The 24683-nt window shown below is 60.0% G+C and carries 19 protein-coding genes; 13 read left to right on the top strand and 6 right to left on the bottom strand.

Annotated features, from left to right (window positions below; genetic code table 11):
• Window positions 1-34 precede the first annotated feature (34 nt).
• The gene (locus tag ACP7B1_RS15565) at window positions 35-1834 is read left to right on the top strand and encodes an alpha/beta hydrolase (RefSeq protein ID WP_426137066.1); all 1800 of its coding nucleotides are present in this window, start codon (window positions 35-37) and stop codon (window positions 1832-1834) included.
• Between the two features lie 3 nt (window positions 1835-1837).
• Here the strand turns inward: ACP7B1_RS15565 and ACP7B1_RS15560 are convergent, their stop codons facing one another.
• From ACP7B1_RS15560 to ACP7B1_RS15535, 6 genes are all read right to left on the bottom strand, one after another.
• A complete protein-coding gene (locus ACP7B1_RS15560; RefSeq protein WP_426137065.1) occupies window positions 1838-4309 on the bottom strand; it encodes a glycoside hydrolase family 2 protein in 2472 nt (823 codons plus the stop codon).
• Window positions 4310-4323: 14 nt separating this feature from the next.
• Window positions 4324-5334: a DUF1839 family protein gene (locus tag ACP7B1_RS15555; protein ID WP_426137064.1), complete on the bottom strand. Its 1011-nt coding sequence runs from the start codon at window positions 5332-5334 to the stop codon at window positions 4324-4326.
• An 8-nt stretch (window positions 5335-5342) separates the two neighbouring features.
• Window positions 5343-6251: an amino acid--[acyl-carrier-protein] ligase gene (locus ACP7B1_RS15550; RefSeq protein ID WP_346306416.1), complete on the bottom strand. Its 909-nt coding sequence runs from the start codon at window positions 6249-6251 to the stop codon at window positions 5343-5345.
• A 6-nt stretch (window positions 6252-6257) separates the two neighbouring features.
• Window positions 6258-7430 (bottom strand): acyl-CoA dehydrogenase family protein, encoded by a 1173-nt coding sequence (locus tag ACP7B1_RS15545; RefSeq protein WP_346306417.1) that lies wholly within the window; start codon window positions 7428-7430, stop codon window positions 6258-6260.
• Window positions 7430-7681: an acyl carrier protein gene (locus ACP7B1_RS15540; protein ID WP_223615266.1), complete on the bottom strand. Its 252-nt coding sequence runs from the start codon at window positions 7679-7681 to the stop codon at window positions 7430-7432. The genes ACP7B1_RS15545 and ACP7B1_RS15540 overlap by 1 nt, the downstream gene beginning before the upstream one ends.
• A 159-nt stretch (window positions 7682-7840) precedes the next feature.
• Window positions 7841-8719: a GntR family transcriptional regulator gene (locus ACP7B1_RS15535; RefSeq protein ID WP_346306418.1), complete on the bottom strand. Its 879-nt coding sequence runs from the start codon at window positions 8717-8719 to the stop codon at window positions 7841-7843.
• A 111-nt stretch (window positions 8720-8830) separates the two neighbouring features.
• Here ACP7B1_RS15535 and ACP7B1_RS15530 point away from each other — a divergent pair, with 111 nt between their 5' ends.
• The 12 genes from ACP7B1_RS15530 (at window position 8831) to ACP7B1_RS15475 (ending at window position 24414) form a co-directional block, all read left to right on the top strand.
• The gene (locus tag ACP7B1_RS15530) at window positions 8831-9976 is read left to right on the top strand and encodes a C45 family peptidase (RefSeq protein WP_346306419.1); all 1146 of its coding nucleotides are present in this window, start codon (window positions 8831-8833) and stop codon (window positions 9974-9976) included.
• Between the two features lie 67 nt (window positions 9977-10043).
• The gene (locus ACP7B1_RS15525) at window positions 10044-11585 is read left to right on the top strand and encodes an ABC transporter substrate-binding protein (protein WP_346306420.1); all 1542 of its coding nucleotides are present in this window, start codon (window positions 10044-10046) and stop codon (window positions 11583-11585) included.
• A 32-nt stretch (window positions 11586-11617) separates the two neighbouring features.
• Window positions 11618-12562, top strand: coding sequence for an ABC transporter permease (locus tag ACP7B1_RS15520; protein WP_346306421.1), 945 nt, complete (start codon window positions 11618-11620; stop codon window positions 12560-12562).
• A complete protein-coding gene (locus ACP7B1_RS15515; RefSeq protein WP_223615261.1) occupies window positions 12559-13371 on the top strand; it encodes an ABC transporter permease in 813 nt (270 codons plus the stop codon). The genes ACP7B1_RS15520 and ACP7B1_RS15515 overlap by 4 nt, the downstream gene beginning before the upstream one ends.
• A gap of 2 nt (window positions 13372-13373) precedes the next feature.
• On the top strand, window positions 13374-15044 hold the full coding sequence (locus tag ACP7B1_RS15510) for an ABC transporter ATP-binding protein (RefSeq protein ID WP_346306422.1): 1671 nt from the start codon (window positions 13374-13376) through the stop codon (window positions 15042-15044).
• 21 nt (window positions 15045-15065) lie between these two features.
• Window positions 15066-15908, top strand: a complete 843-nt coding sequence (locus tag ACP7B1_RS15505) for an alpha/beta hydrolase (RefSeq protein WP_346306423.1) — start codon at window positions 15066-15068, stop codon at window positions 15906-15908.
• A 151-nt stretch (window positions 15909-16059) separates the two neighbouring features.
• Window positions 16060-17967: a sigma-54-dependent Fis family transcriptional regulator gene (locus tag ACP7B1_RS15500; RefSeq protein ID WP_346306424.1), complete on the top strand. Its 1908-nt coding sequence runs from the start codon at window positions 16060-16062 to the stop codon at window positions 17965-17967.
• A gap of 255 nt (window positions 17968-18222) precedes the next feature.
• The gene (locus ACP7B1_RS15495; RefSeq protein ID WP_346306425.1) at window positions 18223-19299 is read left to right on the top strand and encodes a 2,3-butanediol dehydrogenase; all 1077 of its coding nucleotides are present in this window, start codon (window positions 18223-18225) and stop codon (window positions 19297-19299) included.
• 75 nt (window positions 19300-19374) lie between these two features.
• Complete coding sequence (locus ACP7B1_RS15490; protein WP_346306426.1) at window positions 19375-21177, top strand: NAD(P)/FAD-dependent oxidoreductase; 1803 nt, start codon at window positions 19375-19377, stop codon at window positions 21175-21177.
• 125 nt (window positions 21178-21302) lie between these two features.
• Entirely contained in the window at window positions 21303-22277 is a 975-nt protein-coding gene (locus ACP7B1_RS15485) for a GAF domain-containing protein (protein ID WP_346306427.1), read from the top strand.
• Window positions 22278-22478: 201 nt separating this feature from the next.
• Complete coding sequence (gene adh / locus ACP7B1_RS15480) at window positions 22479-23996, top strand: aldehyde dehydrogenase (RefSeq protein WP_346306428.1); 1518 nt, start codon at window positions 22479-22481, stop codon at window positions 23994-23996.
• 67 nt (window positions 23997-24063) lie between these two features.
• A complete protein-coding gene (locus ACP7B1_RS15475; RefSeq protein ID WP_426137063.1) occupies window positions 24064-24414 on the top strand; it encodes a DUF779 domain-containing protein in 351 nt (116 codons plus the stop codon).
• The last annotated feature ends 269 nt before the right edge of the window (window positions 24415-24683 follow it).

The following is a 24683-nucleotide window of genomic DNA, read 5'->3' as shown; positions in this document are numbered from 1 at the left end:
ATCAGTTCCTTCAGCATCGGGGGCGAGGCGGACCATGAACAAGGAAATCCATATCCAGTCCGGGGAACTTGCGGACGCAATAAGGATAGGGGGGCGGGCGGCGGCGCAGCCTGTTGTTTTCAATCAGACGATTGGACTTTTTCAAAGGGCTGATTCGGATCATCCGGGCAGTACGGCGGTGCTTTTCGCCAGCCCGTGGGGGCTGGAAGAACTGTGCACCCGCAAATTCTGGCGCATCATTGCGGAGAAACTGGCTGAGAAGGGCATCCCGTCCTTCCGCTTCGATTGGCCGGGAACCGGTGACGCGCTGGATGATGGCGACTTTTCAAGGGGGCTGGCGGTCTGGAGTGACGCGCTTGTGGCCGGGGCGGGGCTGTTGAAGGACCTCTCGGGCTGCCAGCGCATCATCGTTTTGAGCCAGGGATTGGGTTGCGTTGTCGCCGCCGATGCGGCGGGCCGGATTGACGGGCTTGAAGCCATTGCGTTCATGGCTCCGGTCGTTTCAGGCCGACACTATACGCGTGAACTATCGATCTGGTCCGGCATGGTTGACGCCGACCTTGGCTTGCCGGAAGCCCAGCGCGACAAAACTGGTGTGTCGATTGCCTCGTTGAAACTGCCCGCCGAAGTGGCGGAAGGATTGCGCCGGGCAAACCTGATGACACTTGGCAGCAAGATTGCAGCGGAATGTCTGGTCTTGGCGCGGGTGGACCGACCGTCCGACCGGGAGTTCGCGGCGCATCTCAGCCAGCTCGGCATGGATACGGTGACCGAGGACTACACCAGCTATGACAAACTGGTTTCCAATCCTGTCATCTCGCAGCTGCCGCTCGCCGTTGCCGACCGCATTGTCGATTGGGCCGCCGGTGTTGCAGGACGCTTCCCGCCCATCGAAGCCCGTGCACCTGTCGTTCGGGACGTGAAAGCCGGGACGTTGCAGGGCGATGGTTTTGCGGAAACCCCGCTGCGTTTCGGTCGTGGTGACCGGCTCTATGGCGTACTGTGCGAGCCGCAAGGTACACGGCGCGGGGCAACGGTGCTGTTTCTGACCTCTGCCTATGACAGGCATGCGGGTTGGGGGCGCACGATTGTCACCATAGCGCGCGCGCTGGCACGGCGCGGCGTCGCTTCGCTCCGGTTTGATACGGCCAATGCGTCCGATAGTCCGCCGGTGCCGGGTATTCCGGATCAAGTGCTCTATCATGATGCGCAGAATGCCGATGTTGCCGAAGCGCTGTCTTTCCTGGGTAGTCTTGGCACTGCGGCAATCATCGCTGCGGGCCGTTGCAGCGGCGCTTATCTCGGATTTCAGAACATCGTTGCCGATCCGCGCCTGTCCGGTGCGGTCCTCGTCAATCCCATCACCTTTTACTGGGAACCGGGACGTTCGGTCGATGAGGCCGTGCGTGAAGGCAGCAGAACCCTGGAAGAATATGGCAGTCGGCTGTTGCGCGCTTCGACATTCAAACGTCTCGTCCGCGGCGAACTGGATTTTGTCGGCATTGCCCGAAACGTTGCCGGAGGAATAGGCCGGCGCATTGCCAAACGGGCGCGGCATCTGCTTCGAGGCCGGACGACAGAAGGCAGGGCCGTCTACAAGGCATTCGGCGTGTTGAAGGACAGGCAGAGTCCCGTTGAACTGCTCTACAGCTACCGGGATCCCGGACTTGAATATTTCGGCTACTACTTCGATACGCGGGAAGACAGGATTGCCGGGTATCCCAATGTGTCGGTCAAGAAGATCCCCGATGCGGATCACAATCTCACACCGCAACATGCCCGCACTATCTATATTGACGCGCTCGAACGGATGGCGCTGCGTTTTCAGGGCTGACGATCACTCAAACCAGACGATGCGGGAACTTCCGGCAATACGGATCTCGCCGGTTGGGCGGGTCGAAAGCGCAGTGCCCTCCCGCGGGATCAATTCGAGCCGCTTGGTCTCGCCAGGCGCCAGATGAAACCAGTTGTCATCGGGGCGGTATCCCTCGATATCCACATGGACTGACTGGGCGAGCACGGGCGTGGTCAGCTCAAGGAACCAGACATTGCCCTCCAGGGTAAGGGCGGTTTCGACCGCCGCCTCATGGAAGGCTTGCGTCCGGCCCTGCGGAAAATGGAAAGCTTCGGCGAGAACCCTGCCGGACTGCGGGTCTTTCAGGCGGGCCACGGTCACATCATGGGAAACCGGGCCAAAGCGATAGGCATAGGTTGTGTCAAAGAAGGCACCGAACAGATCCGTCGCTGCCAGCGTCAATGATTGGCCGGGTTCGAGCGTCAGATCACGGCGGCCTGATACAACCGGCTGTTTCCCGGCGCGCAGTGATGTGACCTCCACGCTGGCTTCCAGCCCGTGCGGCCGTTCATTGACGATGTGAAGCGCAAGACCATTGACGCCCTCATCGGTGAGGGTGAGATTGACGGGGCGCCAGGCACGTTTCAATCCGTACCATGCGGCCTTCGGTTCCCCCGTGCTGTCGATGACGCCCCAGCCCGCCCCCGGCAAAAGATCCTGCAGCATCCAGACCAGCCCGCCCCAGCAGCTGCTTCCCGGCCGCCGCCACTCGGCAAAGGTGGCTTCCATCACTTCAGCCGTTACCGCCCGGGACAGGTGCAGGTAGGACGGCATGTCTTCGCGGCGCAGTGTCATCGGGTCGAAGCCGTACAGCATGGCGAGATAGGCCTCCCGCACATCCTCGAAGTCCCAGGATACATTGTTGTCGCGGGGTACCCTTGCCTTCCAGCGGGGATGGTGGACTGCAGGCACGTTCAGGTGCGCCGTCAATGTGCGGGCTTCCGGAACGTTGGAAAACGCCAGGCATTCCGTGGCGAAGCGGACATTGGCGCGGCGCGCATCCTCCAGCGGCCGGCAATAGGCACTGACGCCGTAATAGTGGCTGACGCCGGCATTGGCGATAAAGGGCAGCGCACCGTCGCATGGCGAATTGGCAACGTACGGCACGTCCGGACGCAGGCTGCGGGACAGGGACGGCAGGATTTCCTCGGTCAGCGGCCCTTTCCATACGGTTTCCGGCAGGCCCAGCATGGAGCCCTGCTGGTAGATTTCGCTGCCACCGCACAGGACCGCCAGGGATGGGGCCGCGCGTGTTCTCTTGAGCAATTGCCGGGCTTCCGCGTCGACTTGCGCTGAAAACTCCACATCCTTCACGGGATAATCGAAATTGGCGAACATGAAATCCTGCCAGACCAGGATGCCGAGCTCGTCGCACAGATCGAAGAAATCATTGCTTTCGTAGACCGTTATGCCGCTGATACGGATCATGTTCATTCCGGCTTGCGCGGCAAGGCGCAGCCAGACTGCGTAGTCCTCGCGCTTGCCCGGCAGGCGGACAATGTCGGCGGAACTCCAGACGGCGCCCCGGCAGAAAATGCGCTTGCCGTTGACGATCAAGGCAAAGCCCTGGCTGTTCTCACCCCGGTCGATCTCCAGGCTCCTGAAGCCGGTGCGCCCCAGCCGATATGTTTCATGCCCGGCACGGAGCACGACGTCATGCAGGACGGGCGAACCGTGCGTGTGGGGCCACCACTGGGTCACACCGGGTACATCAAGACGCGCATGCCAGCGGCCGTCATCGTTCAGAACGGCTTCGATGCTGCAGCCGGCACATTCCACCACGGGGTGTTCGAACGGGCCCGACCAGGCAAAGCTCACGTTGAGAACGCCGTCTTCACCGCCGGTCAATGCGCTGTGGATGTCAATATCCGCTATCGGCTCGGAGCCCGGCCGCAACAGCCGTACCGGGCGCCATGGACCTGCCGGATGAATTTCGGGACACCAGCCGGGCATGTAGCCGAGAGGCGTGGTCCGCAGCAGACGCAGGCCCTGTTCGTTCATCAGTTGCGTGCGCCAGCGTGCGCGCGGCCCCTTCCGGTTGAGAAGAGGCGCCAATGCGCGAAAACATATGGCAAGCTCGTCCCTGCCGGTCAATTCGACTGCAACGTCCGACGACAGGAACATATTGCCGGACTGCAGAATGCGGCTGCCGTTCCAATAGACTTCAGCGATTGTCGCCAGCCCTTCGAAACGGAGAATGGCCGTTCCCGCCGGTTCGTTGCTGAATGTCCTGATATACCAGGCGTCCTGTTGATTGAGCGGAAAGGGAGCGCCACGCTCAAACTGGCCGGCCTGTTCCAGGGCTTCCGCCACTGTGCCGGGTACCGGGACATTGGGCAAAGCGCCTTCGCGGCGCAACTGATCCGGTCCGGATGCTTCGCCCGATGCCGTCAGGATGAGGTGCCACGCATCGGCGAGAAGTTGACCACCCTCGTTACTGATCGGCAGCGGCACGCTCTCCATCCGCGTCAGGCGTCCACGTGGCTTTCGGCAGCGGCGTGCACTTTGGGATGGCCGAGTTCCGAAGCCAGAATATCCATCATGCTGTCCCATGCATCGGCGGCGGGAAGGAGCGCATCGGCCAACGGGGCAAATTTCTTGCGCGTGACGGCACGGGCAAGCTGGAACTGTGCCGCCTTGGCGACCTCGGCAATGCGGATCGCATCCTTTGCTGCCGCCGCAAGGCCTCCATCCGGGCGCAGCCATGTGAGATGGCTGGCGGCAAGTTCGAAGTTGGCACCCAGCTGGCGCATCGTGTTGAAGGCGTATTTATGGAAGAACGCAAAGGGCCGTTCCGCCACGGCCTCGGCTTGCCGCGGAAACACATCCATGAACGCACGAATGGGATTTGCCGCGGGCCGGCGGGCGAAATGGCCGGGCAGCAGACGTGCGGATTTCGCGCGTATGGATGTGGCATCGGCTGGCTGGTCGGGGAATTTTGCAAATTCCGTATAGGGCAGGAACGGCATGTCCTCATCAGTCAGATGACGTTGGAACAGGCCGTCAAAATCGTCGCCGTCCAGACGGAAGAAGCCGCCATTGTGGAAATAGTCGAGGCTGCGTTTTTGCGTATCCATGCGGTTGATGGCGACTGTCGTCTTGCCGTGCTCGCTGCGGTAGCCCACCCCATGGGTGTCCGGCATGAAATAGCTGTCCATTTCCACGAGGGTGAGGCGGCCCCGTACCATCTGTGCGGCCACGTGGCTTTCCACCGTGTCAAAGATGGCAAGCTCGCCGACGCGAATGCCATAAAGCGTCTCCAGATCCTCCAGCGGCACCTTGAAAAAGGTAAACTGATCACCTTCAAAGTCCTGGTTCAGGGTGAAGCCCAGCATTGCTTCCGGCGGCAGGTTCTGTGCGGCGAGAACCTCGATCCACAGATCAACGTAGCAGTTGGTCTCCGGCCAAATCCGGTCCTGCGCATGCAGGGCATGCGGCCGGTAGGTCTGCGGATCGATATGGGGAAAAACAGCTTGCATGCCGCCGGTCAGCCCCACAATTCCTGGCGAACCTGTTCCGGCCAGGCTTCGATGTCCAGGCCATGATGGTGGAACAGGGCAAGCGCAATCCGCTCCAGGCCAAATCCGACACAGGCAGTATGGGCGGTCGTGCCATCGGCGAATTGAATGCCCCATTTCGTGCCGAAATGATCCTGATGATAGTTGAAGCTCATGCAGGCCGTCGGGTTTTCGGTTGAAGTTATGGGGATGAGCAGTTCGAATTTCAGGTTCTGATCGCGCTGATTGTTGACCAACATGCGCCCGGCGCGGCCAAAGAAGGGATCGTTGGCAACGTCGATGTGAACGGGAAGACCCACCCGCTGCATGATGTCCGTGCCGCGCTCGATCCAGAGCTGGCGGAATTCCGTCACGTCGTCGGCCTTGCCCATGCGGACATATTCACGCATGCGGAACATCTGCTGGCGCGCCGGGTCTTTCGACGGTTCGTGCCGGAAGCAATAGGATTGCAGGTCGAACAGTCCGCCGTCCGCCGGCAGGTCGCCGCGCTGTGCCACGACGGGATAGAGCGGATAGCAGGCGGCCGGCGTCAGCACGATGTCGGTCGCTTCCTGTTCCTTCGTCCAGTCCTTGCCGGCATCCATGCACTGGATGAGATTGACATGATCAAGCTCGCATCCGCAGAAACTGTGGATGGTTCCGGCCAATTGCGGAAAACTCTTCATGTAGCCGCTTTTTTCGAAGATGGCGCGGTTCATCCCGGGCGGGAAGCGGATGGCTTCCGCATCATCGCTGCCGCCGGTGCGGTCAATCAGCCGCTCGAACGCGGCAATAACGTCCTCGAAACGGCCGCTGCGTCCATAAAGACCGTCAACGCCGGTATCGAGAAGGAGACCAGCCGAAAACAGGCGGTCGAGAAAAGATATTTGAGCGTCCATGCCGTGTTACCCCAAGAGACTGGTGTTCTGTTTATGGATGAGCAGCATCGTGGCCGTGTTACCAAGAATGCGCTCATTGGAGACCATGAGCTGTGCCGAATTGGCATCGCGCAAATGCCGGCCGAGGCTGTAGGGTGTTCCGTTCTTGTAACCCATGATGCCGCAGACGAGCATGGCATGATTGATGATCTGCAGAATGGATTGCGACGCGCCGACCTTGAGGTTGTTCATCGTAATGGCAAAGCCCATCGAGGCGAGCTTGTCGCTGTCGTCCTTGGCATGCCGGTAGGTATTGAGGCAGGCGACGATTTCGGACTTCAGCATCTGCAGCATGTTCGACGCCTCGGCGACACGCAATGCTCCCGGCTGCTGAACGCCGGGCATGCGCTTGGCCGCCGCCCTGACGAAGGACTGGGCCCGGGTGACAGCATCGACTGCAATGCCGTACCAGAGCGCGCTCCAGAGGAGATGTGCCATGGCCAGCATGGACTGCGCCGCGATTTCCGCGAAAGGGTGGGGCAGGATCTGCTCCGTGCTGCCGGTTCCCCGGAAAACGAAGCCTTCCGAGCAGGTGCCGCGCATGCCGAGGGTATCCCAGCCGTTTGTCTTCTCCAGCGTGTACTGATCCCTGACAAAGACAGTCATGACCTGGTCGGAAGATGCGGCCTCCGCGCCCGAGCGGGACGTGATCAGGATCGCATCGGCTTCGGTGCCGTAGGAAATGACTGTCGCATTCTTTTCGAGGCGGCAGGTATCGCCGTCAATTTCGATGGCGCATATGCTGTTGCGCAAATCCCCGCCAATGCCGCCTTCGGTGGTTGCAGAGGCCAGCAGCAGCTGTTCGGCTGCAACCCGGCGCATGAAGGCCCGGTGCCATTCGGCGGATTTGCCATGTTCGACCAAGCTCGACAGCTTGATGTGGTGCATCGCGAAAATCATCGCGCTGGCAGCACAGGACTGTCCGATAATGGAACATATTTCCGCAATCTGCTCGACCTGCGCCGCTTCGCCGCCAAGATCGGTGGGAACTTGGATACCAAGCAGATGCTCGGCCTTCATCGCATTGATGGCTTCGCGCGGAAAGCGTGCTTCGGTATCAACATTGTCGGCGAACTGGGCGGCGATGGCGGCAACGCGCGACGCGCGCAGCTGCAGGCTGTTACCGGCGCCGGCGTTCATCAGGCGTCCTCATTGTTCTTGAGGATCGCTTCCACTGTCCGTTCGATGGCTTTGATGCTGGCAAAGGATTTGCGGTTGAGGAACTGGTCCGAAAATTCGATATCGAATGTGTCCTCGATGCCCAGCATCAGCTGGACAGAGGCGAACGAGGACAACCCCGCATTGTATAAGTCTTCTTCATCGCTGATCTGATCGACCGCGACCGGCAAGCCGCCTACCTTAGCCAAAAGTTCCCGAATGGCTTCATTCATTGGATGCACCCCCGCACATATTTATCGCTGTCTGCAATACGCGAATATGTCGGCAGTTTCTATCGTCTGAAGTCTTTATTTCTAGTTATGGTTGTTTTTTTGGGAATCACGGCAGAAACGGGTTGATTATGACCCGACGCTTGTAAGTCCAGCATCCGGTCATTCCACCTCATAGCGGCTTGCGCCTTCGATGTGACGGCGCAAAAGGGCCTCGGCAAAGATCACGTCGTTCTCGGACAGGGCGTCGAGAATGGCAATGTGTTCGATGCAGACCTGACGGATGCGTTCGTGCGGGAGCCTTTCGAAATAGGCATATTCGGTAATGCGCCGCAGGCTGTTTTGCTGGCGAACGGCCTGAACGAGAAAGCGATTGCCCGACCAGACCGCCAGGGCTTCGTGGAACGACGCATTGACGTTGAACCACTGATCGCGTTGAACCGATGTGGGCGGGATGCGCATGATATCCGCCTGCGCGGCGCGGATGGAAGCAAGATGGTCCTTGTCCACCTTGAAGCCCGGATGCCGCAGGGCGCCGCATTCCAGAATCATGCGGAACTGATAGCTTTCCTCCTCCACCTGGTCGGTATCGAGGCTTTCGGCAAAAGCCCAGCCGTGGCCCCTCTGGCGCTGGACCAGGCCTTCGGCGGCAAACCGCAACAGGACTTTGCGAATGGTTCCGCGTGTTGAGCTGTAACGCTCCGCCAGCAGCGTCTCCGATACCTCCATCGGTATTGCGCCCGTCGCCCGGTCAGCCATCAGCCGTTTGTGGATGTCTTCCAGCTCCGATGGGGGCGCGATACCATCGATATCGCCGTTGCCATCCGGCAGGAGAGCCAGGACATAGCCCCGGCCGGGTGCATGGGCCAGAACGCCGCGGCTCGCCAGCAGGGCAAGGGCCGAGCGGATCGGCGATCGTGAGACCCCCAGCCTTCTGGCCAAAGCAAAATCCGACACGCGCTCCCCGACAGGCCAGCGCTCCGACGAGGCCAAGGAAACGATCTGGCGGGCGATTTCTATTTGCAGGTCACTGACGGTCAATCCTGGCTCCATATCCTATGCGGCTTATTTTTGCATAAAAGCCAATTGACACGCAATCATTACGTATTAAAGTGTACGTAAATTAAACAAAATACACTGTAAGGCGCAGCGATGAGTTCCTATCCGACATCCTTTCCCTTCGTAACCGTCTCCGGGACACCGTTTGAGCGTGGGCGCCAATACGGTGCTGCGGTGCCCGAGCGCGTGAAAAAAAGCGTTGCGCTGTATGGCGACCAGCTTGCCAAGCTGGGCTACAGCGCATCCGAAAAGACGCGGCTTATCGAGGAGTTTGCGGGGGAAATCGCGAATTTCGGTGCGCACTACATCGAGGAGATGCGTGGCATCGCCGAGGGCGCTGGCGTTGCTTTCGATGATATCGTCATGATCAATGCGCGCACCGAAGTCATCGCCAAGGCGCGTCTGGAAAAGAACGCTCCGCTGGACGAGGAAGATGAGATCGATGACGGGTGCACCGGAGCGGTCATTCTTCCCGAGAGAAGCCTGGACGGCACTCTCATTCACGGCCAGAACTGGGACTGGAAGACCGAGTGCGCCGAGACGGCCATTGTCTTGCGGGTTCTGCAGGAGGACGGTCCGGATTTCCTGACATTCGTCGAAGCGGGCGGTCTTGCGCGGAACGGCATGAACAGCGCCGGCGTCTGCATCACTGCAAACTATCTTGAATCCGATCGCGACTACCGGCAGCAGGGCGTCCCCCTGGCGCTGATCCGGCGCAAGGCATTGGAGCAGGCGCACTTCGCCCTTGCGATGCGGGCGGTGGCGGGAACGCCGAAGGCCTGTTCCAACAACATGATCCTCTCGACCGGCGCGGGTTTTGCCATCGACCTTGAGTGCGCACCGGATGAGGTATTCCATATATTGCCGGCCAATGGATTGGTTGTTCACGCCAACCATTGGGTGAGCCCCGTGGCGCTTTCGAAACTCAGGGACACGGGCCTGCCGCATGTGCCGGAAAGCCCGTACCGTGACTGGCGTGTGCGCAAGATACTGGAGGAAGCCGGGGAAAAACTCGGCATTGCCGATATGAAGCGCGCGTTCTTCGATGACTTTCTGACGCCCTATGCCGTTTGCAGGCCGCCGAGATTGAACACCGAAGGGAACCTTTCGGCCACGGTTGCCATGGTCATCATGCATCCCGCCAGCGGCACCATGGAGGTTGCCTGCCTGCCGGCCATCAACCGCAACTTCACCCGTTACAGCCTTCGGTCGGACCCGGTTCAAGTCGTGGCCGCTTAAGCGGCGGAAATCTTTCCTTCTTCAACCAACGGGCACCTAAGCCTGAATGAATAATGGGGTTCAGAATATGAAGAATGCTATTTTGATGTCATTGGCATTGGGGCTGATCGCGGCACCTGCCGCCGCCCAGTCGATTACCGCGGCAATTCCGGCTGACATCCGCAGCTCCAATCCCGGCGTCAACCGCGACGACTATACGGATGCGGTGGTCCTGCACACGGTCGAGGGTCTCGTCGGCTATAAAGAAGACGGCTCCGTCGGGCCGCTGCTTGCACAGAGCTTCGAGCTTTCGCCGGATGGGCTGACCTACACGTTCAAGCTCAGGTCCGGCGTTACCTTTCATAATGGAGAGCCGTTGACCGCTGCCGATGTGCTGTGGAGCTGGACCCGTTACATGGACCCCAAGACCGAGTGGCGCTGCCTGCCGGAATTTGACGGCCGCAATGGCCTCAAGGTGGACGCCGTCACGACACCTGATCCGCAAACCGTGGTCATGAAGATCAATCACCCGAGCGCGATTTTTCTCGATACGCTGGCGCGCACGGATTGCGGGATGACCGCCGTCCTGCAGAAGGCGTCGGTCAAGGCCGATGGCAGCTGGGACAAGCCTATCGGCACCGGGCCATATAAGTTCGGCAACTGGAAACGCGGGGAATACATCACCCTCGACGCCTTTGAAAACTATGTTTCGCCGGGCGGAGACAAGGCTGATGGCTATGTCGGCTCCAAGCGCCCGCTGATCAAGGAAATCAAATTCCTAGTCGTACCGGATCCGGCCACGGTGAAAGCCGGTCTATTGTCCGGCGCGCTGGATGTCGCATCGGTTCTGAGCACCGACATTCCAGAGTTTTCAGCCAATGCGAATTTCACCGTAACGACGGGAGCGGAAGCCTCCAAGCATACGTTCCTGATGCAGACCAAAGATCCGCTGCTTTCCAAAGTGGAGATGCGGCAAGCCATCGCCGCGGCGCTCGATCTTCCCACCCTCGTCGCGCAGGCGACCAACGGAACCGGCCGTCCCAACAATTCCGCGATCTTCCCCGGCTCGCGCTACTACAGCGATATCCAGAAAGAAGCCTTTGCCCCTGATCCGGCAAAGGTGGCGGACCTGCTCGCCAAGGCCGGCTACAATGGCGAGGAAATCAATATTATCGCCAACAAGCGTCCCACCGCACCGAGTTTCGATGCGGCGGTGGTGGCACAGGCCATGCTTCAGGCCGTCGGCATCAACGCCCGCATTGAGGTCCTCGACTGGTCAACCCAGCTCGACCGCTACAATTCCGGCAAATACCAGATGATGTCCTTCTCCTATTCCGCGCGTCTCGATCCGGCTCTGAGTTTCGAGCAGTTCTCCGGGCCCAAGGACAAACAGCCGCGGAAAGTCTGGGACAATCCGGAGGCGCTGGGGCTGATCGCCAAAGCCATGGAAGTATCCGATCAGGCGCAGCGGCAGGCCATCTTCGATGAGCTTCACAAAAAGCTGCTGCATGATGTTCCCTTGATCATTTACTGTAATGGCACGGGTGAAACCGTCAACAGCAAGCGCTTGAAGGGCACGCCTGTCTGGCAGGCAAAACTCCGGCTTTGGGAGCTCGGTCTCGAACAGTAGACGCTGTGTTCCCGTAAGCCCGAGAGGTCAGCATGCTGAAGTTCGCCATTACCCGCGTTGGCACTGCGATCCCGACATTGTTCATCGTGGCGGTGTCCGTGTTCTTTCTCATCCGCCTCATTCCCGGTGATCCAGCGTCGCTGATGCTGGGTGACCTGGCGGATCCGGCGAGCCTTGCGGATCTGCGCGCCAGACTGGGGCTCGACCAAAGCATTCCGGCCCAGTTCGCAATCTGGCTCGGCAATATAATGCATGGCGACTTTGGCCGGTCGATCACCAACCAGCAGGAGGTTCTGCCGCTGATATTGGCGCGTTTGCGCATCAGTGCAGAAATCGTCCTGATCGCAGTTTTCCTGGCGAGTATCGTTGCCGTACCGGCGGGGATGATCGCCGCCTGGCGGCAAAACAGCATGACGGACGTGGCGCTGGTTGGTGGTGCGACCATCCTGCTCTCCATCCCGGCATTCTGGATGGGGCTGCTCCTGCTGCTGTTTTTCGGGCTGAAGCTGGGCTGGCTACCGGTGCTGGGTTATGTCTCCATGTCCCAGAACCTTCCGCAGGGATTGCTCTATATCGTCCTGCCGGTGGTAACGCTCTTCCTGCATGAGATTGGCGTGATCCTGCGCATGGCGCGCGCCTCGACGCTGGAAGTCATGCAGCTGGATTACATCACCCACGCCCGGGCCAAGGGCCTGTCGGAATCCGCGGTCCTCTGGCGGCACGCGTTCAAGAATGCCTTTGGCCCGACCTGGACCCTGATCGGCATCGTCCTCGGCAATCTGCTCGGCGGTATCGCCGTGGTTGAAACGGTGTTCACCATACCCGGTCTCGGACGTTTGCTTGTCGATGCCATTTTCGCCAGGGACTATCCGGTGATCCAGGGCTGCCTTCTGCTCATTGCAACGGTGTACGTGCTGGTAAACCTCATTGTCGATCTGCTCTATCCCCTATTCGATCCGAGGGTGACTGCCGAATGAGAAATCTCGCTCCCAATGCGCTCCTTGGAAGCGCACTGATCGGAACATTGCTGGCCGGGGCATTCATGGGAGCGGTATGGACGCCCTATGATCCGCTCGGCCTCAACTTCAAGCTCAAACTTGCCGGGCCAAGCGCCGCCCACTGGCTGGGGACGGATGAGTTCGGCCGCGATGTGCTCAGCCGGTTGCTGGCCGGTGCGGCGACCAGTTTCTGGATAAGCCTGCTTACCGTGGCGCTCGCCGTCACCGCCGGCACCCTGATCGGGATATTGACGGGCTATTTCCGCGGCTGGGTCGATCGCATCGTCATGACCTTCAATGACGCGCTGCTCGCCTTCCCGGGCATCCTCTTGGCGCTCGGGCTGCTCGCGATTGTAGGAGCGAACAAGTATGGCATCATTCTGGCGCTTGGCCTCGCCTATACCCCTACTGTCGTGCGGATTGTCCGCGGCAACGTCCTGTCACTGCGCGAGCGGGAGTTCATCGAAGCCTCGCGTGTCATGGGCAACTCGAACGCCTATACGATGGGCCGCCACATCCTGCCCAACTGTGTCGCACCGCTTACGGTCCTCGCCACGTCGATGTTCGGCTGGGTGCTGCTTGCCGAAAGCGCGCTCAGCTTCCTCGGCCTCGGCGTGCCGCCGCCCGCGCCGACATGGGGCAACATGCTTGCGAGCGGGCGTCCCTTCATATCCCAGGCGGTGTGGCTGGCCATATTTCCCGGTCTCTGCATCTCGCTGACCCTGCTCGGGATCAATCTTCTCGGCGATGCGCTGCGTGACAAACTCGATCCAAGGATGAGGGGCTGACGATGCAGGAGAACACACCACTGCTCGATGTGCGCGGCCTTTCCCTTGAGGTGGCACGAACGGGAATTCAGATACTCAAGACCATCAGTTTCAATGTCAAAGCGGGTGAAATCGTCGGAATTGTCGGCGAGTCCGGTTCGGGAAAGTCGATGGCTGCCCGTGCCGTCATTGCCCTCAATCCGCCAGCGGTGCAACGTACCGCCGGAACGATATGTTTCGAAGGACGGGAAATCGGCAGCATGCAAAAGCGCGCGCTGCAGGCGTTGCGTGGCGCCCGGATTGGCATGGTTTTCCAGGAGCCGATGACATCGCTCAATCCATCGATGACGATCGGCCGTCAGCTGGAAGAGGGGCTGCGGCTGCACCGGCGGCTGACGGGACGGGAGCGCCACCGGCTGATTGTCGACATGCTGGCCCGGGTTGGCTTGAATGACCCGCAGACGGCACTTGCAGTCATGCCGCATCATTTTTCCGGCGGCATGCGCCAGCGCATCATGCTGGCTGCCGTGATGCTGCTCAAACCGGCCTTGCTGATTGCCGACGAGCCAACCACGGCATTGGATGCTGTGGTCCAGCGCGATGTGCTCGAACTGATGGTTGACCTCACACGCGAGAACAACACGGCGGTTCTCATGATCAGCCACGATCTGGCGATGGTGGCAAAATATTCGGACCGCGTTGTGGTCATGTCGCAGGGCGAAATCGTCGAGCAGGGGGATACCCGGGATCTGCTGCGTGCGCCGAAGCATCCCTATACGCGCAAACTGCTTTCCGCCCTGCCGCACCGCATGCCCGCAAGGGCCGTTAAGGTCTCGCCGGTGGCGCGGATCACGGTCGATCGCCTCATCGTCGACTTTGCGGCGCGCCGCAGCCTGTTGCGCAAGGGGCAGCCCAAGCGTGCCCTGAGCGGCGTCAGCCTGAGCGTTATGCCCGGAGAGGTTGTGGCGGTGGTCGGCGGATCGGGGTCGGGCAAGACCACCTTGGGGCGCACCATCGCCGGATTGATCGAACCGACGGATGGCAAAATCCTTTTCAACGGCAAGTCGGTCCAGACATCGGCGGCCGACTACGCGGAGTATCGGCTCAATTGTCAGATGGTGTTTCAAGACCCTTACTCGTCGCTTGATCCGCGCATGACGATTGGCAGCCTGATCGGGGAGGCACTTCGCCATTCGACGGAACTGACGAGCAAAGAAAAGAGCGCGCGTGTCGCGGAAGTTCTTGACGAAGTGGGCCTGTCTTCGGCGTTTGCTGCGCGTTTCCCGCACCAGCTGTCCGGCGGCCAGCGGCAACGCGTGGCCATTGCCCGCGCCGTTGTCAGGCGGCCGCAATTCGTCATCGCCGACGAGCCGGTTTCGGCACTGGATGTGACCGTCCGCGCGCAGGTGCTCAAGCTGTTTGCCGAGCTGCAGCGAAAGCACGGCTTCTCGTGCCTGTTCATCAGCCATGATCTGGCCGTGGTCGAGCAGATCGCCGACCGGGTCATCGTCATGAACAACGGTGTCATCGTCGAAGAGGGCAGCCGTGATGCGATCTTCGACAATCCCCAGCAGGACTATACCCGCAAACTGCTCCAGGCCATTCCCGCTCTGTTCAGCACCGACAATGGCGGCGTCGAACTGGGATGGCGTTTTGACGAGGTTGGCAGGAAATCAGCCGGTGGCCGGTCTTGAATCATTGTAGCGAGGAATAGCATGTCACCATCATCCGAAAGCCGGGCGCAAGCGATCTATGATCTTGGCCGCACGGCCATTTTTGCCTGCAAATCCGATCCCCGGTTTCATTATTGCCTCTACGTGCCTCCCATCGTCGGCGAGGGCGGGACGGTGGATCTTCTGGTGGCCGTTCACGGCACGGGACGCACATCGTTTCTTGATTTTCGCGATGGCTTTGCCGAATTCGGCCGGTGGAACGACTGCGCCATTCTTTGTCCGGTTTTTCCCGTCGGCGTCCTGGGCGATGATGCGCGCAGCGGCTACAAGTTCATGATCGAGGGCGATATCCGCTACGATCTGCTTCTTCTGGACATGGTTGCGGAGGTCGCCGCAAAATACCGGCAGAATTGGGACACATTCGCCATGTTCGGGTTCTCCGGAGGCGGTCACTTCACCCATCGCTTTGCCATACTGCATCCGCAAAAACTTTGGGCCGCCTCAATCGGCGCCCCCGGTTCGGTGACCCTGCTTGATCCGGACAAGGACTGGTGGGTGGGTATCCGCAATCTGCAGGAACGGTTTGGCATCACCTTCGACCGGGAGGCGCTGGCCCGTATCCCCATGCATATGGTCGTCGGCGATGCCGATCTGGAAACATGGGAAATCACCATTCCGGAGGGCAGTACAAACTGGATGCCGGGGGCAAACGATGCGGGGCGCACGCGGCCCGAACGGCTGTCATCTCTTCGGCGCTCCTTTGAAGGTGCCGGTGTATCCGTGAAATTCGATCTTGTTCCCGGTATTTCGCACGATCGCATGCAGGTGCTCGGCCACGTTCAGAATTTCCTCGCGGACATTTTGGCGGACCGCCGTGCGGGATAGGTCGGGGGTATCCCGGCCGCGGCGCAGCACTGTGACTTATGGTTGCGTGGAGTTGTGAAGTCCCTGCGCATTTACAATTGGTCCAACTCGTGCAGACTGGTCTGGCTGAAGAAGGGAGAGCGGTGCGCTGGGAGGCGCATGGCAAAATCTCATGTCGCTGCATTCGGACCATATTCGCGAAATCGAGACGGTGAGTCTGGGAGGCTCGACCAACCGTGATGAAACCGTGGTTGAATCCTGGTTGCGCTGCATCAAGCAGCACAGGCTGGACCCGGCACAGGCATGCGAGGCCTACATCGTTCCCGAAACCCAGTTGCGCGAGCATCGGCAGCAATCGGAGCAGTTGATTTCAATCGCGCGGTCGGGACTTGAAAACCTGTTTCGTCATGTTGCCGGTCAGAACTACGTGCTGCTTCTTTCCGATCGCGACGGGATCACTGTTGAATTCCTCGGCGATCCGCTGTTCGACAACAATCTGCGCAAGGCGGGTCTTTATCTCGGTTCGGAATGGTCGGAGGCGCGGGCAGGCACCTGTGCCGTTGGCTCCTGCCTGGAGACAGGCGAGCCGTTGACGATTCATCAGACCGATCATTTTGACAACACCCATACACCGCTGACCTGCACCGCCGCGCCGATCTATGATGCGCAGGGGCAGCTTTCGGCCGTGCTTGATATTTCGTTGCTGCGTTCGCCGCAAATTAAGACGAGCCAGAACTTGGCGCTGCACCTGGTAACGGCTACGGCGCGGCGGATCGAACTTGCCAATCTCATGGCCCAGACGCGCAATGAGTGGGTGTTGCGTTTTTCGCGCTCTCCCGAATTTCTCGACGTGGATCCGGAAGCGGCGATCTCGATCGACGGTGCGGGGCGAATTATCGGCATGACCCACGACGGCGCAAAGATCATGGCGCGCGCGTCCGGGCTCGATTGGCGGCAGCCGGCGAATCTGATCGGGCAATCCATATCGCGTTTTTTCGATATGGATGTCGACGATCTCGGCAATCTTACCCGCACGAGGCCGTCCGAAGACCGGCTGGTGTTCGCGCGGGACGGCAATGTTCTGTTTGCGCATGCGATAGAACCGCACTACCCATCGCGCGGTGCACCGATTGTTCAGGAGCGCATCCCCGCCTCGCTGCGCCGGTTGAGCGGCGGCGATCCGCATCTGGCTGGGCTGCAGACAAAGGCGGCAAAGCTTGCCGGCAAGTCATTGCCGATTCTGATCCAGGGCGAAACCGGTACAGGCAAGGAATATCTGGCGCGCGCCATACATGACAGCAGTGGTGCCAGCGGACGCTTTATTGCCGTCAATTGTGCTGCTATGCCGGAGCAGCTTATCGAGAGCGAGCTGTTCGGTTATGCGCCGGGTGCCTTCACAGGAGCTTTGGCGAAGGGGCGCAAGGGGCTTGTCGAGGAAGCCGATGGCGGAACGCTGTTTCTCGATGAAATCGGTGACATGCCTTTGGCGCTGCAAAGCCGGCTTCTGCGGGTGCTGGCCGAGGGCGAGGTTTTGCCTCTCGGCGCATCGCGGGCCAAACCGGTCAATGTACGCATTCTCTCCGCATCCCACCGCGACCTTGCCGAACTCGTGCGCAACGGCACATTCCGCCAGGACCTGTTCTATCGCCTGAACGCCGCCACCCTGTCACTGCCGGCGCTGCGGAACCGCAGCGATTTTGATTGGCTGCTCGCGGAAATCCTGAAGAAATGCACGGCGGATACGGGTTCGGCTCCGGTCGTTTCCGCCGAAGCGCAGTTGGCGCTGCGGCGGCACAATTGGCCGGGCAATATCCGCGAACTTTTCAATGTTCTTGATGTTGCGGCGGCACTCTGTGAAAACGGGTGTGTAGACCTGACGGATCTTCCCGAGCACGTCCAGCGACAGGCCCAAAATCATCCGGTCAGCGCAGGCCATGAACAGCATGATGAACACTCCCGGTTGACGGAAGCTCTGGCGGCAACGGACGGAAACATTTCCGCTGCCGCGCGCCTGCTTGGTGTCGACCGTTCAACCGTACACAGGCAGCTGCGCCGCGTCCGCCAAAAGGCAGCGCATTGATGTCAGGCCTGCCCAGGTGTTGCAACTGTTGCAGAGCGTCGCGCCACAGCTGTGGCGAATTGCAACAACCGCGCTGTCGCCAATTCTTCCTTCGTCATAAAAACATTTTAAAGTCAGTCAGATAGAGGAAACTCCGGCTGCTGGCACGTTCCTTGCAGTGCTTTCGCACACCAGCTGCTTGCGTTGATCGCAATGCGGGAAGCTTGATGCGAACAACAGACAGGCCTTGTCGCGAAACGGGGCCGGGAGGAATGAATGAAAGCACTGCGTTTCCATGCGGCGAAAGACCTTCGTCTTGAAAATATCGACGCGCCTTCGTCGGCGCCGCAGGCCGGGCAGGTGTTGATCCGCAACCGGTTTGTCGGCATTTGCGGAACGGACCTGCACGAATATGTGTCGGGGCCCATCTTTATTCAGGTTGAACCGCATCCGTTCACCGGGGCGAGCGGGCCGCAGATTTTGGGGCACGAATTCGGCGGCGTCGTTGAAGCGGTCGGTGCAGGGGTGGCGTCGGTCAAACCGGGTGACCGGGTTTCCGTCCAGCCTTTGATCATGCCGCGCTCCGGCGATTATTTTGCCGATCGCGGTCTTTTTCACCTGAGCACGGATCTGGCTTTGGCCGGGTTGAGCTGGCAGTCCGGCGGCATGGCGGAATATGCGCTGCTGAATGAATACAATGTGCAGCGCATTCCGGATGAAATGACCGACGAGGAAGCGGCGCTGGTCGAACCCGCCGCCGTGGCGGTCTATGCCTGTGATCGCGGCGGGGTGACAGCCGGAAGCAGTGTTCTCGTGACCGGGGCGGGACCGATTGGCGTGTTGACGCTGCTTGCGGCCCGAGCTGCCGGTGCCGCCCAATTGTTCCTCTCCGATATCAACGATACGCGGCTGGAACTGGCGGTCGGCATCCTGCCGGATTTGATCACCATCAACCCGAAGCGCGAGCTGGTCGGCGACATCGTCCGGTCGAGAACCGAAGGCGGTGTCGGTTGCGACGTTGCCATTGAATGCGTGGGCAATGAACACGCTTTGAAAGCCTGTACCGATGCCGTCCGCAAGCAGGGCGTGGTGGTACAAACGGGACTTCATCCGCACGAAAATCCGCTCGACTGGTTCCAGGTCACCTTCAAGGATATCGATATCCGCGGATCATGGGCCTACCCGACGCATTATTGGCCGCGGGTCATCAGACTGATCAGTTCTGGTCTCTTGCCTGCATATAAGGTCGTTACCAAGCGGATCACCCTGGATGAAGCAGTGACAGAAGGCTTCGATACCCTGCTTGATCCTGCGGGAAAGCATCTGAAGATCTTGATCGATCTGACATCATAGGTCGTGCGGGCTGGAGGAGCCCGCATCCGATCTTACAGAATTCATACAATTGGCAGGCAGAATGGAGGAGATTTCATGCTTGACGACAGCCCCCACCAAAAGATTGAAACGGTACTCGGGAAGCTCGAAAAGGCTTTCGCGAACGGCGATATTGAAGCGGCAGTCAACCTGTTTCAGGAGGACTGCTACTGGCGTGATCTTGTCACGTTTACATGGAACCTGAAGACCCTTGAAGGCCATGATCAGATCCGTGCCATGCTAACCGAACAGCTGGCGCGCATCAAACCGCATGACCTGCGGCAGGATCTGAGCGAAGTGGCCACGGAGGATGACGGTGTCACCCAGGGTTGGATCGAATTTGATACCGGCGCGGCGCGCGGATACGGACACATCCGCCTCAAGAACGGCCGCATATGGTCGCTGCTGACGACCATGTCTGAATTGAAGGGACATGAGGAACCAAAGGGTTTTCTGCGGCCCATGGGTGCGCAGCATGGCAGCGAACCCGGACGGAAGAGCTGGAAGGAAAAGCGCGAGACGGAAGCGGCTGAGCTTGGCTACTCCGTCCAGCCCTATTGCCTCATCATTGGCGGCGGACAGGGCGGGATCGCCCTCGGGGCCCGGTTGCGGCAGCTTGGTGTACCAACCATCATCATCGAAAAGAACGAGCGTCCGGGGGACAGCTGGCGCAAACGCTACAAGTCTTTGTGCCTGCACGATCCAGTCTGGTACGACCATCTGCCCTACATCCCGTTCCCCGATAACTGGCCGGTTTTTGCCCCCAAGGACAAGATCGGCGACTGGCTCGAGATGTACACGAAAGTGATGGAGCTGAATTACTGGAGCTCGACGGTTTGCAAATCGGCACAATACGACGACGCGCGGGGTGAATGGACCGTCATCGTCGAGCGCGACGGCAAGGAGATCACGCTGCGTCCGAAACAGCTTGTCCTGGCCACCGGCATGTCCGGCAAAGCCAACTGGCCGAAATTCAAGGGAATGGACGTATTCAAGGGCGAGCAGCAGCATTCGTCCCAGCACCCCGGCCCTGAAGCCTATGCGGGCAAGAAAGTCGTGGTCGTGGGGTCCAACAATTCCGCCCACGATATCTGCGCAGCGCTGTGGGAAGCGGGCGCTGACGTGACCATGTTGCAGCGCTCGTCGACCCACATCGTCAAATCCGATTCCCTGATGGAAATAGGCCTGGGCGATCTCTATTCCGAGCGCGCCGTCGCCAACGGCATGACCACACGCAAGGCCGATCTGATCTTTGCCTCGCTGCCCTATCGCATCATGCATGAGTTCCAGAAGCCGGTTTACGACAAGATCCGTCAGAAGGACGCGGCCTTCTACGAGCGGCTGGAAAAGGCTGGCTTCATGCTGGACTTCGGTGACGATGAGTCCGGACTGTTCATGAAATACCTGCGCCGCGGTTCCGGCTATTACATCGATGTCGGTGCTTGCGATCTCATCGCCGACGGCAAGATCAAGCTGATCAGCGGCGTCAATATCCGCGAACTGAATGAAGGGGGTATCGTGCTGGACGATGGGCGGGAACTCCCGGCCGATCTGATTGTCTATGCCACCGGTTACGGCTCGATGAACGGCTGGGCGGCGGACCTGATCTCGCGCGAGGTCGCCGACAAGGTCGGAAAGTGCTGGGGGCTTGGTTCGGACACCACGAAGGACCCGGGACCATGGGAAGGCGAACAGCGCAATATGTGGAAGCCGACGCAGCAGCAGGCCCTATGGTTCCATGGCGGAAATCTGCACCAGTCACGCCATTACTCACAGTACCTGTCGCTCCAGCTGAAGGCCCGCATGGAAGGTATCCCGACACCGGTCTATGGTCTTCAAACGGTGCATCACCTGTCCTAGCGTGAAAACAAAGCAGCACGCGGCCGTGTGGCCGCGTGCTGCGTCACCCGCCATGGCGCACCCTTGACCGAAAAGCAAACTAGCTTACCCTAGGGTCAGAACGCCTGGACTTTGGGAGGAGACCGATGGCTTCGCGGTACGATGGACAGCATGCCGAACACATCCAGTCCGCCCTTCTGGGAAGCGCTGCTGCGCAATCTGCGCTCGTTGCCTCCTGGGGGCGCTCCATGCGTCTCTACGGGCTCAATCCGGAAGAGGGGACGCCGCCGGATTTTTTGAGCGAACGGGAACTGACGGACGCCCGCGAACGGCTGGGATCGTTGATCACCACCGCGCAGGCGACGCTGGACCGCCTCTATTCCGCCGTTGGCGGTGCCGGATGCTGTGTGCTGCTGGCGGATAAGGACGGCGTGCCGGTTGACCGCCGCGGCAGCGTTTCGGACGATGCGACCTTCTGCAAGATCGGTCTGTGGACCGGAGCGGTGTGGAGCGAGGAACGCGAAGGCACGAACGGCATTGGAACCGCCCTGGCCGAACAGCGGGCTTTGACGATCCATCGGGATCAGCATTTCCGCAGCCGCAATACGGCCTTGTCCTGCACCGTTGCCCCCATATTCGATCATTGCGGGCGCCTGATGGCGGCCATTGACGTGTCATCCGCGCGTCACGACCTCACGGAAGATTTCGTCAAACTGATCGCCATGGCTGTCGTTGATGCCGCGCGCCGCGTGGAAGCGGAAAATTTTCGTCTGGCCTTCCCCAAGGCGCGGATCATGCTCGCCAAGCTCGGGCCGGATGTGAGCTATGAGCGCAGTGCCAGCGCGCTGATTGCCGTCGATGAAGACGACCTTGTCATCGGGGCTTCCCGCACCGTCCGGCATGTTCTGGGTCTCACCGATGAGTCCTTGAGCAAGCCGCTGCCGGCGGCCAGTCTCCTGGGGCAAAGCATGGATGTCGAGCAGGAATTTGCTGCCGCCGAGCGCAGCGTCATCCAGCGCGTGCTTGCCAAGGCCGACGGCAATATCTCGGTTGCCGCCACGATGATGGGTATGGGGCGTGCCACCCTGCATCGCAAGTTGAAGAAGCTCGGTATTCACTGACGCTGCAGCGTATTCGCTGATTGCCGCCGGCAATTGTCTCAAAAGTGAGACAATGCGCCCGCCCGCATGGTCGATGCGGGATGACACCCGCACCTCCGCGCGCGATCCTCTCCGGGCCGCAGGAGGCGGTATCAATCAGCGTGCAGATGGCCTTTCCGAAGTTTTCACGGCGCGGAGGCCCCTGCAACAGGGAGGAACACCATGAACAAGGTAGAATTCAACCGCACCATTCGACCCAATTTCAAGAAGCGCTACGGCAATTTCATCGGCGGTAAGTTTGTCGAGCCGAAGTCGGGACGGTATTTCGATAATACCTCGCCGGTGAATGGCCAGGTCCTGTGCGAAATTGCCCGGTCCGACGCCAGTGATGTCGAGGCTGCACTCGATGCGGCCCATGCCGCCAAGGATGCTTGGGGGCGTACCAGCGTTGCCGAACGCAGCGTCATCCTCAACAAGATCGCGCAGGTCATGGAGGACAATCTGACACTGCTGGCGCAGGCCGAGACCTGGGACAACGGCAAGCCGATCCGCGAGACGACTGCCGCAGACCTGCCACTCGCGATTGATCACCTGCGTTACTTCGCTGGCGTGATCCGGGCGCAGGAGGGCAGCATTTCCGAGATTGATCATGATACCGTCGCCTATCACTTCCATGAGCCGCTGGGCGTTGTCGGCCAGATCATCCCGTGGAATTTCCCGCTCCTGATGGCGATCTGGAAACTCGCGCCGGCGCTGGCCGCCGGCAATTGCGTGGTGCTGAAACCGGCGGAACAGACACCGGCTTCCATTCTGGTGCTGGCCGAACTGATCGGTGATCTCCTGCCGCCGGGCGTTCTGAACATCGTCAACGGCTTCGGCCTCGAGGCCGGCAAGCCGCTTGCATCCAGTCCGCGCATTGCCAAGATTGCCTTTACCGGCGAGACGACAACCGGCCGCCTGATCATGCAGTATGCCAGCCAGAACCTCATTCCGGTGACCTTGGAGCTGGGCGGCAAGTCACCCAACATTTTCTTCAAGGATGTGACGTCCGACGATGACGATTTCTTCGACAAGGCGATTGAAGGCTTCGTCATGTTTGCCCTCAATCAGGGCGAGGTCTGCACTTGCCCAAGCCGCGCCCTCATTCATGAATCCATCTACGACAAGTTCATGGAACGCGCGCTGAAGCGTGTCGAGGCAATCGTCCAGGGTGACCCGCTTGATCCCGCGACGATGATCGGTGCGCAGGCGTCCGGCGAGCAGTTCGAGAAAATCCTGTCCTACATCGATATCGGCAAGCAGGAAGGCGCTGAAGTGCTGACTGGTGGTGAACGCAACGCGTTGGCCGGCGATCTCGCCGGCGGTTTCTATGTGAAGCCGACGGTGTTCAAGGGCCATAACCGGATGCGTATTTTCCAGGAGGAAATCTTTGGTCCGGTCGTTTCGGTCACCACCTTCAAGGACAATGACGAAGCGCTGTCGATTGCCAACGATACGCTTTACGGCCTGGGTGCCGGCATATGGAGCCGGGACGCCAACACCTGCTACCGCTTCGGCCGGGCCATTCAGGCCGGGCGTGTCTGGACCAACTGCTACCATGCCTATCCCGCGCATGCGGCATTCGGCGGATACAAGCAGTCGGGCATCGGCCGGGAAAACCACCTGAAGATGCTGGATCATTATCAGCAGACCAAGAACATGCTGGTCAGCTACAGCCCGAAGAAGCTCGGATTCTTCTGAGCACTCTGACGTTGCAAAGCTGGCGGCGTCTGCGTGGCGCTGCCAGTGTCACCATTGGGGAGGCATCATGCAAAATCAGGTCAGTGCCACGATCGCTGCTCTCGATCTCATTCGAACGCTGCAGGCGGAATACGGGCCGATCATGTTTCATCAGTCGGGCGGTTGTTGCGACGGCTCGTCGCCGATGTGCTACGCGCAAGGGGACTTCATCATCGGCGACCAGGACGTCTGTCTGGGTGAAATCGGCGGCGCACCGGTCTATATCAGTGCCTCCCAGTATAGCGTGTGGAAACATACCGAACTGATCATCGATGTCGTGCCGGGCCGCGGCGGCATGTTCTCGCTCGACAATGGCCGCGAAGTGCGGTTCCTGACGCGCTCGAAAGTGTGCGTCGTGTCTCCGCTTGAAACGAGATAGTGAGCCGTCGGTTGATTAAAACCGATTGGCACGGTCCGTCGGGTTTGGTTGTCGAACCAGATCCCGCCCATGCCCGGATATCGCCGCAGGGCCCGGCAACCGGCTCCGCGCCACAGACAGTCATTGTCGATGGCTCCATGTCCCTGAATCGCACCCGGTCGACATTCTTCATCCCGCCACAACAATAGTTCGATTTTTGGCGTTGCACGCTTGACAAGTTTGACGAGACGTTATTAGTTCGGTGATAGAACGAACTAAATATGTGAGGC

This window comes from Phyllobacterium sp. SL163 (assembly GCF_049896885.1).
GTDB classification, from domain to species: Bacteria; Pseudomonadota; Alphaproteobacteria; order Rhizobiales; family Rhizobiaceae; genus Phyllobacterium; species Phyllobacterium calauticae.
The sequence above is the reverse complement of the archived record's forward strand: the minus strand, read 5'-3'. Positions and strand labels throughout refer to the sequence as shown.